General features: G+C 49.9%; 11 protein-coding genes and 1 riboswitch. Of the genes, 5 read left to right on the plus strand and 6 right to left on the minus strand.

Translation table 11 applies throughout. The annotated features are described in order from the left end of the window. Positions 1–37: 37 nt before the first annotated feature. The 6 genes from GY634_RS15450 to GY634_RS15475 all read right to left on the minus strand — a co-directional run bounded on the left by GY634_RS15450 (position 38) and on the right by GY634_RS15475 (position 7510). The gene (locus GY634_RS15450) at positions 38–1432 is read right to left on the minus strand and encodes a hypothetical protein (RefSeq protein WP_166409617.1); all 1395 of its coding nucleotides are present in this window, start codon (positions 1430–1432) and stop codon (positions 38–40) included. 196 nt (positions 1433–1628) lie between these two features. After that, on the minus strand, positions 1629–3047 hold the full coding sequence (locus tag GY634_RS15455; RefSeq protein WP_166409618.1) for a hypothetical protein: 1419 nt from the start codon (positions 3045–3047) through the stop codon (positions 1629–1631). A gap of 102 nt (positions 3048–3149) precedes the next feature. Continuing rightward, complete coding sequence (locus GY634_RS15460; protein WP_166409619.1) at positions 3150–3305, minus strand: DUF2474 domain-containing protein; 156 nt, start codon at positions 3303–3305, stop codon at positions 3150–3152. Further along, a complete protein-coding gene (gene cydB / locus GY634_RS15465) occupies positions 3302–4300 on the minus strand; it encodes a cytochrome d ubiquinol oxidase subunit II (RefSeq protein ID WP_166409620.1) in 999 nt (332 codons plus the stop codon). The genes GY634_RS15460 and cydB overlap by 4 nt, the downstream gene beginning before the upstream one ends. Positions 4301–4302: 2 nt before the next feature. Next, positions 4303–5727 (minus strand): cytochrome ubiquinol oxidase subunit I, encoded by a 1425-nt coding sequence (locus GY634_RS15470; protein ID WP_166409621.1) that lies wholly within the window; start codon positions 5725–5727, stop codon positions 4303–4305. A gap of 373 nt (positions 5728–6100) precedes the next feature. After that, positions 6101–7510, minus strand: coding sequence for an amino acid permease (locus GY634_RS15475; RefSeq protein WP_207625627.1), 1410 nt, complete (start codon positions 7508–7510; stop codon positions 6101–6103). 386 nt (positions 7511–7896) lie between these two features. Then, positions 7897–7986, minus strand: a riboswitch (glycine riboswitch). A gap of 140 nt (positions 7987–8126) precedes the next feature. Between GY634_RS15475 and GY634_RS15480 the strand changes: the two genes are divergently transcribed. From GY634_RS15480 to GY634_RS15500, 5 genes are all read left to right on the plus strand, one after another. Beyond that, positions 8127–10061 (plus strand): methyl-accepting chemotaxis protein, encoded by a 1935-nt coding sequence (locus tag GY634_RS15480; RefSeq protein ID WP_166409622.1) that lies wholly within the window; start codon positions 8127–8129, stop codon positions 10059–10061. 142 nt (positions 10062–10203) lie between these two features. Then, a complete protein-coding gene (locus GY634_RS15485) occupies positions 10204–11634 on the plus strand; it encodes a gamma-aminobutyraldehyde dehydrogenase (RefSeq protein WP_166409623.1) in 1431 nt (476 codons plus the stop codon). Between the two features lie 10 nt (positions 11635–11644). Beyond that, positions 11645–12415: a nuclear transport factor 2 family protein gene (locus GY634_RS15490; protein WP_166409624.1), complete on the plus strand. Its 771-nt coding sequence runs from the start codon at positions 11645–11647 to the stop codon at positions 12413–12415. A gap of 50 nt (positions 12416–12465) precedes the next feature. Further along, positions 12466–13218, plus strand: coding sequence for a FadR/GntR family transcriptional regulator (locus GY634_RS15495; RefSeq protein ID WP_166409625.1), 753 nt, complete (start codon positions 12466–12468; stop codon positions 13216–13218). A gap of 33 nt (positions 13219–13251) precedes the next feature. Further along, positions 13252–14028 carry a cache domain-containing protein gene (locus GY634_RS15500; protein WP_166409626.1) on the plus strand — a complete coding sequence of 259 codons (777 nt, stop codon included), beginning with the start codon at positions 13252–13254 and terminating at the stop codon, positions 14026–14028. The last annotated feature ends 51 nt before the right edge of the window (positions 14029–14079 follow it).

A 14079-nucleotide genomic window follows, 5' to 3' on the forward strand; every position in this document is an offset into this window, starting at 1 on the left:
GCCTTTCTTATGCATACCGCATTACACCATTACCGCATTATTTGCGCTGTACTTCTAATGTGTATTCACGGTTACGTGTAGGTTGGTTCCACATGGTGACCTGTACTTGGTACTCACCAGGTTGCAACGCTACTTCTACGCGAGAGTCCAGATTGTCATTGTCGTAATCAATGTCATCGTTCTCGGCCAGTACATAACCATCTTTTTGCACCGACAAGTAGGTGTCAAAAGAAGGGGAGCCTAGGTCAATCACGTAGGTACCTGCTTGAGTAACCTTCAGAGTGTGCGTCACGCGATCTGCACCGGATTGCATGATGGCATGAATCGCTTGACCGGGAGTGATGACTGGGTCGCTAACGTTAGATGGCAGAGATGTTGCGGTTAACGACAGTTCGTATACACCTTGTTGTGAGCCATCAATAGACACAGTGTGTGTGCCTGCAGGTAGGATAGCGCGTGTGCTGCCATCGTTTTGGCGACGTGGGAAGCTGATGCGTAGGCTATCTAAGTCTACGTCAGGGTCAAAGCCCATCGCGTCTACTTTCAGGCTAACAAACATAGGTTGCGCCAGTTCAAAGCTGAACTCTTGCTGTTGGCCCATGTACAAACCAGCTTGTTTGTCACCGTTTACAGTCAGTACATTACCCGATTGTAGGGTCACATCAGGTACGTCAGCTTTGTTGATGACTAAACGGTACGTACCGTTAAAGGTGTCAGCACCCAAGGCGGAGCTAGTTTGGATGGTGTAGGTGCCGGGTTCTAAGTACGTTTGGATTTTGGCATCGTAGTTATCGCCGCCGTCATCATCAGACATTAGCTCGCGACCACTTTTATCCAATAGATCCAAATAAGGGTCGATGGCGCCTTGGTCGGCTTTCATGTCAATGGTGTAGATAGCAGCCTCTGGTACTTCCAGAGTGAAGCTTTGCTTGCGACCCATGGCGATTTCAGTGATATCCATGCCCGCTGTCACCACACCACCTACATAGCTCTTCAGGGGCGTTGCGGTGATGCTAAATGGCCCATAAGCATTAGCGTCTATACCGCTGACGATTACGTCGTATGTGCCATCCGTTTCAGCTTTGAATGCCAATACAGAGGCTGATGCTTTGGAGTCGCTGCTTTGGTTAGAGTTCGCTACCAGCATGCCGTTATGCAATACGCTGATTTGTGCGCGTAGGGCACCGGTCACTGCGATTTTGTAGAACATGCCGGCTTCGGCTGTAAGAGTGTAAGGTACGCTGCGTACGCCGTTACTCAAGTTCACCAAACTTGCGCTGTTAATTTCGCCAGACTGGGATTTTTCCAGTGGTAGGGCGGCATAAGCCGATTTCACGTGCGCAGGTTGTTGGTCTTGTTGATAATAGTAAGCAGTACCACCACCAGCGATAACCGCACCGAGTATGGCGGCAAAGATAGTCGAGAGCTTCATTGTATAGGGATCTCTAAGTAGTATAAATGTGCTTCATTGTACTAGGGCATTCCCTAAACTAGGCGCCGTATTGTTAAGAAGGGTGAATTTGTGGCACCAATTTGTTACCAAGTGTGATCTTTTTGGTGCTGGGTCTGATTAGGTCAAAAAAAAGCTGCTCCGTAGAGCAGCTTTTTGATTGCGCACGCTAAAACGCTTATTTGCGTTTAACAGCTACGCTGTAATCGCGATTGCGAGAGCCTTCGCTTAGCGCCATTGCTTGAATTTGGTACCGGCCTGGTTCCAGTTCCATTTCGATGCGCGAGTTGGTATTGCCGTTGCTGTAATCGATGTCATCGTTTTCAGCTAAGGTATAACCATTCTGGTGCAAAGACAACGATGTATCGAACACGGGTGAAGCCATGTCGATTACGTAGTTACCAGCTTGTGTAATGTCCAAGGTGTAGTTAATGCGAGTAACACCAGACAGCATCACGGCTTGGCGTGTGTCGCCTACACGAATAGCACCGCCACCAGCGTTCGCTGGTACGGAGCTTGCAGACAAGGCTAGGTCGTAGATACCGCCTTGAGAGCCATCGATGGTAATGGAGTGGGTGCCTGCTTCCAGTACAGCGCGCAGTGTGTATTGACCGCGACGTTGGTAGTTGATGCTAGCGCCATCTACCATTACGTCAGGGTCAAAGCCCAAGGCGTTGACGTCTAGGCTAACCAACATGGTTTCGGGCAGTTCGAAGGTGAACTCTTGTGCTTGGCCGTTGTATAAACCGGTTTGTTTAGCGCCGTCAGCATGCAGTGTTGCACCGGATTCTAGTGTGATGTCACTAGTCAGAGCTTCTTTAGCAATAATCAAACGGTAGGTGCCTTGGAAGGTGTCAGCGCCTACAGCAGAGCTGGTTTGAATGGTGTAGGTGCCGGGTTCCAAGTACGTTTGGATTTTGGCATCGTAGTTATCGCCACCGTCATCATCTGACACCAATTCGCGGCCGTTTTGATCCAGCAACGACAGGTAGGGATCAAGGCGGCCTTGATCTGCCTTCATGTCGATGGTGTAAATGGCTTTTTCGTCTACTTCTAATTTGAACTCTTGCTGACGACCCATAGCGATTTCGGTAATGTCCATACCAGCTTTCACTACGCTACCTACATAGGTTTTCAGTGGAGTGGCGGTCACGCTGAATGGGCCGTAGGCGTTAGAGTCCAAACCGCTTACTACTACATCGTATTTGCCAGCTGTTTCGGCTTTAAAGGCCAACATAGCAGGAGCAACTGCTGTAGAGCTATTGCTGCACTCGTCGCAATTGTTTTTTGCTGTGGTGGAGCTGGCAATCAGCAGACCATTTTGCAGAACGCTAATCTGGGCACGCAATGCACCGGTGACAGCAATTTTGTAGAACTGGCCAGCTTCAGCGGTCAGTGTAAAAGGTACGCTGCGTACACCGTTGCTCAAGTTCACTAAACTGGTGCTGTTGATTTCACCGGCTTTGGTTGTGTCCAGAGGCAGCACAGTAAACGCTGTTTGCTGTTGTGTGCTTGGGTTTTGTTGGTAGTAGTAAGCAGTACCACCACCAGCGATAGCTGCGCCAAGTATTGCTGCAAAGATAGTCGAGAGCTTCATGGTTTCAAGGTTCTCTGAGTAGTAAGAAAGTGCGCATATTGTACTCAGGCATTGGCAAAAAAATATAATGAATTGTTAGGGAAACAAGAAATATTGAGGCGCTTATGCACTGGTAGTCATGCCGGCTAACCCCATGAGCAATCGCATCAACCATGCAACTAGCCCAAGGCTAGCAATGCTGCACGCCCAAATGAGTACTAACCAGCCTAAGCGTTGGGCCAATGTGTTGGAAGTGTTGGTATAAAGTGTGTCTTTCATTCGTGGTACCCATCCTGTGTTTTGCCGCGAAATACATAATAAGACCAGGCTGAATAACACAAAATAATAGGAGTAATCAGCAAGGCGCCTACTAAGGTGAAACCTAGGCTTTGTACGGGGGCAGCCGCTTCATAAATACTAAGATCAGGGGGGATGATGTTTGGCCAAATGCTGATCACAAAACCACTGTAGCCCAAGAAAATAAGCAATAACGACCATACAAAGGGCCCAACATGCGGGGGGGTGCGTAAGCAGCGGAAAATGGCAAAACACGCCAACAAGACTAAAAAGGGTACAGGCAAGAAGAACCACAGATTAGGAAAGCTAAACCAACGCTCGGCAATATCGGGGTGACGCAGCGGTGTCCAGAAACTGGCGATAGCAATAGACGCCAGTAGTGCCAAGGTAATAGGGCGGGTAATACGCACCATGGTGTCGTGTAAGGGGCCGCTGGTTTTCAAAATCAGCCACGTGACACCTAATAAGGCATAGGCGATTAAGGTTCCTATGCCCGTGAAGAGAGAGAAGGGGGTAATCCATCCAGCTACCGCATAGCTGCTGTCATCCAGTGGAATACCATCAATAAACGCTCCTAAGGTGACGCCTTGAAAGAACGTAGCCACTATGGAACCCAACATAAAGGCTTTATCCCAGAAGGCTTTGTGAGCCTCATCGGCCTTAAAGCGAAACTCGAAGGAAACGCCGCGCCATATTAGGCCTGCCAGCATTAAGAGCAACGGTATGTACAACGCGCTGAGTACTACTGCATAGGCTTTGGGGAAGGCTGCCATCAGCCCCGCACCGCCCAGTACCAGCCACGTTTCATTGCCATCCCATACGGGTGCCACACTGTTAACCATGGTGTCACGGTGCTGACGGTTGGGAATGAACGCAAACAAGATTCCTATGCCTAGGTCAAAACCATCCGTAATGACATACATCATGATGCCAAAGCCGATGATCAATAACCAGATCAGGGGTAAATCGATGCCCATGTCTACTCCTTGTGAACCGATGGGTGAATGGGAGCTGTGTGCGATGTTGTGGTTGTGGCAAGGTGACTAGCACGCAGCGGTTTAAGTGGTGTCTCTTTTTGAGTAATGGGATCGTCTGGGCCGCGAGCAATTAAGCGCAGCATGTACCAAATGCCTAAGCCAAATACCGCCATATACATCAGCACCAATACGATTAAGGTGACGGACATGGTGGTGGTGGAGTGATTGGATACCGCATCTTTGGTGCGCATTAATCCATAGACAATCCAGGGCTGGCGGCCTATTTCGGTGGTGTACCAGCCAGCCAGTAGTGCGATTAACCCAGAGGGGCCCATCCATAAGGCAAAGCGTTGCAGGGCTTTGGATTGGAAGGCGTTACGGCGCAGTAAGGCGGTGGCACTCCATAGCGCTAAGAGCAGCATCAAGAAGCCTAGCCCCACCATAATGCGGAAGGTCCAGAACACAACGTTGGCTGGGGGTCTATCCGCTTTAGGGAATTCTTTTAGGCCAGGGTACTGCCCGTCCCATTCGTGAGTAAGAATTAAACCCCCCAAGTTTGGGATAGAAAGCGCATAGCGAGTGGTTTCGGTTTCCATGTCGGGTAAGCCAAACAGAATCAACGGTACCCCTTCGCCGGGTGTGTTTTCCCAGTGCCCCTCAATGGCAGCAATCTTGGCGGGTTGGTGTTTAAGCGTGTTTAAACCATGTAGGTCACCTACAAAAATTTGCAGGGGAATAGTGGCTAACAGCATCCACATCGCCATGGAGAACATGGTGCGAATAGCAGGTTGTTGCTTGCCCTTGAGTAGGTGCCATGCGGCTGAAGCTGCAACCATTAAGGCGGTGCAGATAAAGGCGGCCAACACCATATGCGCCAAGCGGTATGGGAATGAGGGATTGAAAATAACCGCGATCCAATCGGTGGGGATCACGATGTTATTAACGATTTCGTAGCCTTGGGGTGTTTGCATCCAGCTGTTCGACGCCAAGATCCAAGTGGCAGAAATCAAGGTGCCTAGAGCAACCATGATGGTGGCAAACCAATGCAGCCGTGGGCCTACCTTATTCCAACCAAAAAGCATCACGCCTAGGAAGCCTGCTTCTAAGAAAAAGGCAGTTAATACTTCGTAGGTAAGTAGGGGGCCGGTAATGCTGCCGGCAAATTCCGAATAAAAGCTCCAGTTGGTGCCAAACTGGTAAGCCATGACTAAGCCCGATACCACGCCCATGCCGAAGTTAACGGCAAATACCTTGGACCAGAAGTGATAGAGGGTTTGGTAAACCGGGTCTTTTTTCCATAACCACATACCTTCTAGCACGGCTAAGTACGATGCTAGTCCTATGGTGATGGCAGGGAAAATTATGTGAAAGCTTATGGTAAAGCCGAACTGAATGCGGGCCAGTTCTAATGCATCTAGGCCGAACATGCGCAGACCTCCGTGTACAGCCAATAAGAAGAAGAGGCTGCCGCATGACGATGTAAGCACAGCAACAACCCACGATTCCCATACAAGATTGTATTTTGTATGGATTAATAACCTTAATTTGTATGTGTAATATAGGTTATTTTGTATGGGTTATCAATCTAATCTTGTAGGGGTGAAGGAGTAGGGTTGTGAGTTTTTAACAGTAGATTCGCTATGTATAAATGGTGATTGCGATTGATGGGTCCTGTTTATAAAGGGTTTTTCGTTATTTTTATGAGTGCTTTCTTGTATGGGTTTTTGTATGGTTTTTTGGTGCGGGCAAAAAAAAGGCACTACCCCTATCAAAGGGTAGTGCCTGCTAGTACTGGTAGCCTTACTCGGCGGCTTGCGGGACAGCGTTAGGGTGCTGGGACAGTCGTTTCAAGCGCTTTTTGTATAAAGGTAAGCACAGGAACAATGCTAAGAACCAGAACGGTGTCGCAATCAAGCCAATTAAGGTTTCTTCTTCTTGGCTAAACAAATACAGCGCGAAAGCAAAGAACACCAGCGTGGCGTAGCACATAGGAATTGCAAACGGCATTTTGTAGCTAGACTTGGCGTGCGCTTCTGGACGAATGCGGCGGTATTTCAGGTATGACACCAGAATCACGGCCCAGACAAAAATGAAGCAAATGCTGGATACCGTCGTCACAATAGTGAATACACGCATCACGTCGCCTTCAGCGTACAGTAGAAACACGCTGCTTAGCAGCAGGGCGCATGAGTACAGCAAGCCGTTGCGGGGTGTGCCGCTGCGAGAAAGTTTGCCAAAGGATTCTGGAGCCAGATCGTTTTTGGACAAACCGTACAACATACGGCCAGTAGAAAACATGCCGCTGTTGGCGGAAGACAAAGCAGAGGTCAGCACAACAAAGTTAATAATCGCTGCCGCTGCACCTACGCCAATCAACAAGAACATGTTCACAAATGGGCTCTTGTTGGGGGCAACCACATCCCATGGAGTCACTGTCATGATCACGGTGAGTGCCAAAACGTAGAAAATAATGACACGCACTGGGATTTTGTTAATGGCTTTAGGCAGGTTTTTAGTGGGGTCTGCGGTTTCAGCAGAAGCGGTACCCACCAGCTCAATCCCTACGAATGCGAAAATCGCAATCTGGAATGCAGCAAAGAAACCCATAATGCCATTAGGAAATACACCGCCCCTATCCCACAAGTAGGTCAGGCTTGCTTTATCGCCGGTAGGGCCCACAAAGCCAGTAAACAGTAGGTAAGCCCCTACGCCTATCAACGCCACAATGGCGACGACTTTGATCAGAGCAAACCAGAACTCAAGCTCGCCAAACAGTTTGGCTGACAGCAAGTTAAAGGCAAGTAAAAACGAGATGCACAGTATGCCTGGTAACCATAAAGGGACATCGGGCCACCAAAACTGTGTATAGCCTGTAATGGCCACAATGTCGGCTACGCCAATCACTACCCAACAAAACCAGTAACTCCAACCGGTAAAGTACCCCATAGTGGGGCCAAGAATATCGGTGGCGAAATCAACGAAGGATTTGTATTCCAGATTGTGTAGCAGCAACTCCCCCATTGCTCGCATCACAAAAAACAAGAAAAACCCAATGATGATGTAGGTAAATAATACAGAAGGGCCGGCCAAGCTAATAGTGCGGCCAGAACCCATAAATAGACCTGTACCAATAGCGCCTCCAATCGCTATCAGTTGCAGGTGTCGGTTCTTTAACGAGCGTTGCAATCCTGCTGAGTGTTGTTGACTCACGCGTTTCTCCGTAATTTGTTATATCACTATGAAGTGGGTGTTACTGTGCTACAAGAAAAAAACACGGGCATACCGCCGTTCTGCAGAAACGGAAGTAAGGGGTGCAAACCAGAGTAAGCTCACGAGCGCACGGCAAACGTCCATGCTTTGATTGCGCGTATCAAAACACGATGCGTGTACAAGAAAGAATGCTTTGGTAGGCGCAATAGCCGCCCAGCTATTACGCGTACAGTGAGGAAATGGTCATAGGAGACTCTCCGAACGTGATAGGTGAACAGATGCCATATAGCAGCTGTACCCCATCTGTCCGTTTACCTGAGAGCTTCTCCATGATTGTGTCATGATCCCCTTCGGTGGGCATATTGTAATGCCTCTCTCCAGATTGTCACGGTTTCAGGATTCTTTTGCCTGAGAGTTTCCGGGGTGGTTGCTCCGTCGGCGCTTCATCCAAGAGAAGACTCTCTCCTGAACCATTTATTGACCTTCGCATTTTATAAATAAGTGAAAAACCCCTTCTATTATCGTTAACCAGTATGTCAACTTTTGAGGCCTCAATAAATTTTCCGCTGGGCGAGCCGTAAACCTTGCTGCGCTGTATTTATTGATGGAGAACTTGATGTTTTCAAACTTGAGCCTACGTGCTCGTATGTTGATGGTTGTGGTGGGGATGATCGTTATCGGATTTACCGCCATCATCGGAGTAGTGGTGCAGCAAGGTTCTGCCATGCAGAGTAAAGCTGCTCACATGTATGTGGAAGAAGCGGTTAAAGGCGAAGCGCAAGAGGTGATGAAGGAAACGGAAAAAGCCTTGAATGCTGCGCGTACGTTAGCGCAAATGATGTATGGCCTACGCCAAAGCGGTCTAGCAGATCGTTATGCGGCGATGGCGATGATGCGTGAAATCTTAGCGAATAACTCCAATTTTCTGACTGTGTGGGCTGTGTGGGAGCCCGATGCATTTGATGGCCGAGATGAAGACTTCGCTCATGCGGATGCACACGACGGAACAGGTAGGTTTACACCGTACTGGAGTCGTACTGATGGGGCGTTGGCCGTAGATGTGATTCGCAACTACCATCAAGCCGGTGAGGGCGATTACTACTTAAATGCCCGTAACACCAAAAGAACAATTCTATCCGAGCCATATAGAGATTATATTGGCGGGATTTCTACCTTACTAACCAGTATTTCCGTCCCCATTTTGCATAACGATAAGGTGATTGCAGTTGTAGGGGTGGATATTGCGTTATCGGCATTCCAAAACCAAATTAGCCAAATACGTCCTTACGAAACCGGCTATGCCAGCTTGTTTTCAGAAGGCGGTATTTACATTGGTCATCGCGATGCGGATCGTGTAGGTGCCAGAATGGATGCTGAGCAGAAAAACATTCTGGATGCAGCAAGAACCGGCACCACACAAAGTATTAGTGCTGTGGATCCATTGCTGGGCGAGGACAGTTATACCGTCGTGGTGCCTATTGCATTGCCTACAACGGAAGGTAAGTGGGCGTTAACAGTGACGGTGCCTCAAGCTAAGGTATTGGCCGAGGTGTACGAGCTACGTAATACCTCACTGATTCTAGGCGCGATCAGTATCGTAGTGGTGTCGCTGGTATTGGGTGTGGCCCTAAATCGTATGGTAATACGCCCCTTGGGTGGTGAACCAGCACAGGCATTGCATGTGACGGAAAGCATTGCACAGGGCGATTTAAGCTCTGACATACGAGTACGAGAAGGCGATGACCATAGTGTGTTGCATGCTATGCATAGTATGCAAACGCAGTTGGTGGGCATTATTAGCGGCATTCGTGAAAACAGCGAGTCGGTGTCGCAGGCAGCGTATCAAATTGCGCAGGGCAATATAGATTTGTCTCAGCGTACTGAAGAGCAGGCTGCCGCATTGCAAGAAACGGCGGCAAGCCTAGAAGAGCTGTCGGTGACAGTAAAGCAAAACGCCGATCACGCTCACCAAGCGAATGATCTGGCAGCCGATGCCTCATCGCTTGCAGTCGCGAGTGATAGCGCAGTAGGCGAAATTGTGCAGTCCATGACCGCATTAAGCCAAAGTTCGCAAAAGATGAATGACATCATCACCACCATTGAAAGCATTGCTTTCCAGACCAATATTCTGGCGCTTAATGCTGCTGTAGAGGCAGCTAGGGCTGGTGAGAATGGTAGGGGGTTTGCTGTGGTGGCTGCCGAGGTGCGTACCTTAGCTCAGCGTAGTGCGGTGTCTGCACACGAGATCAAAGAACTGATTGAAAACTCGGTGCAATTAGCACAAGGCAGTACACAGAAAGTAGATAGAGCCAGCGGCATTATTCGCCAAGCAGCAGGAGCGATTACTGATGTTGCTCGATTAATGGATGAGATCGCATCGGCTTCTAGTCAGCAAAGTGATGGCTTGGCCCAGATCAATACCGCTATTGTTCAGATGGACGCTGTGACCCAGCAAAACGCAGCCATGGTAGAAGAGGCGTCGGCGGCGGCATCCTCTTTGCAGGATCAAGCACGACAGTTGTCAGAGGCTGTGTCCGTATTTAGAACCTAAAGCCAGCAGCACCGTACCGCAAGCAGCCGCTTCCACGTCGTTGGAAGCGGCTTTTTTATTTTTAGCTAGGGTAATTACGGATACTGCTAATACATATAACTTCATAGGATATATTTATATACCACTCAAAAAGGAGATTGAGATGACACACCCAACACTAAAACATTTCATTAATGGTCAGTATGTGGCGTCTACCGGCACAGAAACTTTTGACCTGATTAGCCCAGTCACAGGCAAGGTGTATGCGCGTTCGCCAAACGCGACGCAACAGGATGTGGATGCGGCGTATGCTGCCGCCCGCGCCGCCTTTAAGGTTTGGGGGCGTAGTACACCATCAGCACGTCAAAAAGCACTGCTGGCATTGGCCGATCAAATAGAGAAAAACAGTGACAAGTTGGTAGAGGCACAAAGCCGCAATACAGGGCAGCTAAAGCATCTGGTTGCCTCGGAAGAGGTGGCAGTATGCGCGGATCAAATTCGCTTCTTTGCAGGCGCAGCACGATTCTTGGAAGGCAAAGCGACTGCTGAATACATGGAAGGCCTAACGTCTAGCATTAGGCGTGAGCCATTGGGTGTAGTGGGTCAGGTAACGCCATGGAACTACCCATTGATGATGGCTGTGTGGAAAATCGCTCCAGCCTTGGCAGCAGGTAACACCATCGTTTTGAAGCCTAGCGACACTACACCTGAAAGCACCTTGCTGCTGGCCGAATTGGTAGCGCCACTCTTTCCTGAAGGGGTGTTTAACGTGGTGTTAGGTCAGGCGAATGCGGGGTCAATGGTGGTGTCACACCCAACCCCAGCCTTGGTGTCTATCACGGGTTCTGTGCGTGCCGGTTTGCAAGTGGCGGCATCGGCGGCAGCTAACTTAGCACGCGCTCACTTAGAGCTGGGTGGTAAGGCGCCTGTGGTGGTGTTTGACGATGCGGATTTGGATAAAGCGGCCAGCACCATCGCTATTGCTGGCTTGTTTAATGCGGGTCAAGATTGCACGGCAGCGACGCGCGTATTGGTAGCAGAGTCTGTGCACGATGCATTCGTGCAGAAACTGGTAGAGCAGGTGAAAGACATCAAGTTTGGTGATCCTGACGATACAGATGCATTGTATGGTGCACTGAATAATGCCAGTCAGTTAGAGCGCGTGAGTGGCTTTATGGCACGTTTGCCCGCGCACGCCAAAATCGAAACGGGCGGTAAAGCTGCTGCGCGTGATGGCTTTTACTTTGAGCCTACTGTGATCACTGGCTTAAAACAGGACGATGAGGCTGTTCAAACAGAAATCTTCGGACCAGTGATTACGGTACAAAGGTTTAGCGATGAAGCCGATGCTATCGCCAAAGCCAATGGCGTGGAATACGGTTTGGCTTCTAGTGTGTGGACCACGAACCATGCCCGTACCCAACGCCTGTCCCGCGAGCTGGATTTTGGTACGGTATGGATCAACACCCATATCCCACTGACCGCTGAAATGCCTCATGGTGGCTTTAAGAAGTCGGGTTACGGTAAAGATTTGTCGGCCTACGGTTTCGAGGAGTACACCCGCGTTAAGCACGTCATGAGCGCTAACGAATAAGGAGCTAAGGATGAGTCATACACTTTCTACTCGCGACATAGTGGCTAAAGCCCATTACGAGCTTTTTACGCTACGCGATACCAGTGCGTTAGATCGCTATTTTGCTGACGACTTTATTGAGCACTCACCATTGGTGGCTGATGGGTTACGTGGGCTACGCGAATTGGTGCAGTCTTGCCCAGATCTGCATCACGAGGCGCATCGAGTATTGCAAGACGGTGATTTAGTGGCCATTCATGGTCGTTTTGTGGGGTTAGACGAGCAGCCTTTGGTGGGGTTTGATTTATATAGGGTGCGCGACGGAAAAATCACAGAGCACTGGGATGGCTTAGTACCCGAAGCAGCTCCTAATGCCAGCGGTCGTACGCAATTGGATGGCCCTGTTGAGCCAGGACTAGGTGATAAAGAGCAAAATCGTGCGTTGGTGTTGCGCTTCTTCACTGAGACTTTGGTAGAAGGCGACTACACCGGCTTTGAGCGTTATGCCAATGGTGAGAGCTTTCATCAACACAGTCCCGATATCGCCGATGGAGTTAATGCGGTGATCGCTTTTCTGGAGCAATTGCGCAACGATGGTCATGGCCTAGAGTACGCACGCATACATCGTAGTGTGGCCGAAGGGCAGTTTGTCTTGACGCATTCCGAGGGCAGTATCGCCGGAGAACGCCATGCGTATTTTGAGTTATGGCGTGTAGAAAACGGGAAAGTAGCCGAGCTATGGGATGCGATTGCTCCTGTGCCTGCTGATGATCAAGCCTTGCATAAGCATGGGATTTTCTGATCAGAAGTGCTACGATTCCCGATTTATCTACGAAGCGTGGGAGTAACAGCATGACGGCGCATGCCATTGTTTACGCGCCCATAGGTCAGGCGAGCCGGTCAGAGTTAGTGGTAGAGCGTTTAAGTAACGCGATTCTGGCTGGCCTGCTCGAGGCTGATGAGCAATTGCCCAACGAGGCAGATTTGTCGCGTATGTTGGGGGTATCCCCTGTGACGGTACGCGAGGCGTTGAATACCTTGCGAATGCGTAATCTTATTGATACGCGCCGGGGGCGTAATGGTGGTAGCTTCGTCTGTAAAATGTCGGCGGGTATGCTGCTGGCGCAGCACCCGCTAAAGTTAGCCAGCTCGGCGTATCTGGCCGATTTAGGGGAATGGCATTGTGCAGTGATCAGCCACAGTGCGCGTTTGGCGGCACAGCGCTCCACTGCCCAAGAATTGCTGCGTTTTGAGCATGCGGTGGAAGCTTACGCGGCCACCGAACATGCTGAAGAGCGGGCTCATGCTGATATGCGCTGTCTATTGGCGTTAGCCGCTAATGCGCAATCTGCCCGATTAGCGAATCAGGTATTGATGATACAGGCAGAGTGGGCGCCCTTAGTCGCTACGCTGTATCAGTACACCAGCGCACACGAGCAGGTAGTAGAGGCATATAGGCAGGTGGCTCAGGCATTGCGAAAAACGGATGCGGAGCAAGCGGCGACACTGGCGCAGAACATGATTTATCTGCTGACAGATCAGTTGTTGGCCTGTAAAGTAAAGCTAGATGCAGAGACCGCATTATCACAGCCCCATCTGGCTTGATGTAACGATGGGAACCGCCTGCAGGAGATCATCATGTACAGCGACACTCCAGTAGCAAAAGCCAAAGCAATGCTGCACAACATTACGCATGCGGCGTGTGATGCCGCTGCAGCCTTAGCTGAACAAACGCAATGCATACTTTCGCAGTCAGCAAGGGCGAGTCAAGAAGGCGTTCAGCTGAGTGCTGAACATCGCCTGCAACTCCAAGCCCCTATACACGACGTGTTGCGGGAGCACGCATGGTGTAATGGCGCAGGCTTTGCCAGTTACAGCAACGAAAACACCGGTGATGAGGTATGGTCGTTAGAGTGGTGGTATCAAGAAGCGGGTGCGATGGAGCACGCGCAGTTAGACCGCAATCAAGAAATTCGTAAACGATTGGATTTCCGCGTGTTTGACTGGTTTGGTCAACCCGCCAGTGATCACAGAGCCTATGTGGATGGGCCATACGTAGATTACGTTTGTAATGGCGACTACACCATTACCACTGCGCACCCGGTGCTGCTGGATGGCGTATTTGTAGGGGTGGCAGCCGTAGATATGTTGGTGTCTACCTTAGACCGGCTGTTGGCACCTTTACTAGCGGCTATCACGAACCCTGTAGTGGTGATTAATGCAGACCGTAGAGTGGTGCTTTCTACCGCACCAGGCGTGCGAGTAGGGACATTATTGCGTGATGCTCAGCCCTTACCCTTAGGGCAGGTGTTGCATTTGGTGGAAGTGCCTAGTGCGACGCCAAGCCTTGTTTCTAGCGCCACATCATTGTCAGTGCAGTTTGATGCACATCCAGGCTTGTTATTGCAGCACTAAGCTGTAGAAATAACGCTTCTGCACGACTACCACGATTAAAGAGCATTGCCC

This window comes from Paenalcaligenes suwonensis, from assembly GCF_011290505.1.
GTDB classification, from domain to species: Bacteria; Pseudomonadota; Gammaproteobacteria; order Burkholderiales; family Burkholderiaceae_B; genus Paenalcaligenes; species Paenalcaligenes suwonensis.

Excerpts from the sequence above, each read along its gene's own strand:
- GY634_RS15455 (WP_166409618.1), bottom strand. The coding sequence starts at position 3,047 with ATGAAGCTCTCGACTATCTTTGCAGCAATACTTGGCGCAGCTATCGCT.
- cydB (WP_166409620.1), bottom strand. The coding sequence starts at position 4,300 with ATGGGCATCGATTTACCCCTGATCTGGTTATTGATCATCGGCTTTGGC.
- GY634_RS15500 (WP_166409626.1), top strand. The coding sequence starts at position 13,252 with ATGTACAGCGACACTCCAGTAGCAAAAGCCAAAGCAATGCTGCACAAC.
- GY634_RS15485 (WP_166409623.1), top strand. The coding sequence starts at position 10,204 with ATGACACACCCAACACTAAAACATTTCATTAATGGTCAGTATGTGGCG.
- GY634_RS15490 (WP_166409624.1), top strand. The coding sequence starts at position 11,645 with ATGAGTCATACACTTTCTACTCGCGACATAGTGGCTAAAGCCCATTAC.
- GY634_RS15450 (WP_166409617.1), bottom strand. The coding sequence starts at position 1,432 with ATGAAGCTCTCGACTATCTTTGCCGCCATACTCGGTGCGGTTATCGCT.
- GY634_RS15460 (WP_166409619.1), bottom strand. The coding sequence starts at position 3,305 with ATGAAAGACACACTTTATACCAACACTTCCAACACATTGGCCCAACGC.
- GY634_RS15470 (WP_166409621.1), bottom strand. The coding sequence starts at position 5,727 with ATGTTCGGCCTAGATGCATTAGAACTGGCCCGCATTCAGTTCGGCTTT.
- GY634_RS15495 (WP_166409625.1), top strand. The coding sequence starts at position 12,466 with ATGACGGCGCATGCCATTGTTTACGCGCCCATAGGTCAGGCGAGCCGG.
- GY634_RS15480 (WP_166409622.1), top strand. The coding sequence starts at position 8,127 with ATGTTTTCAAACTTGAGCCTACGTGCTCGTATGTTGATGGTTGTGGTG.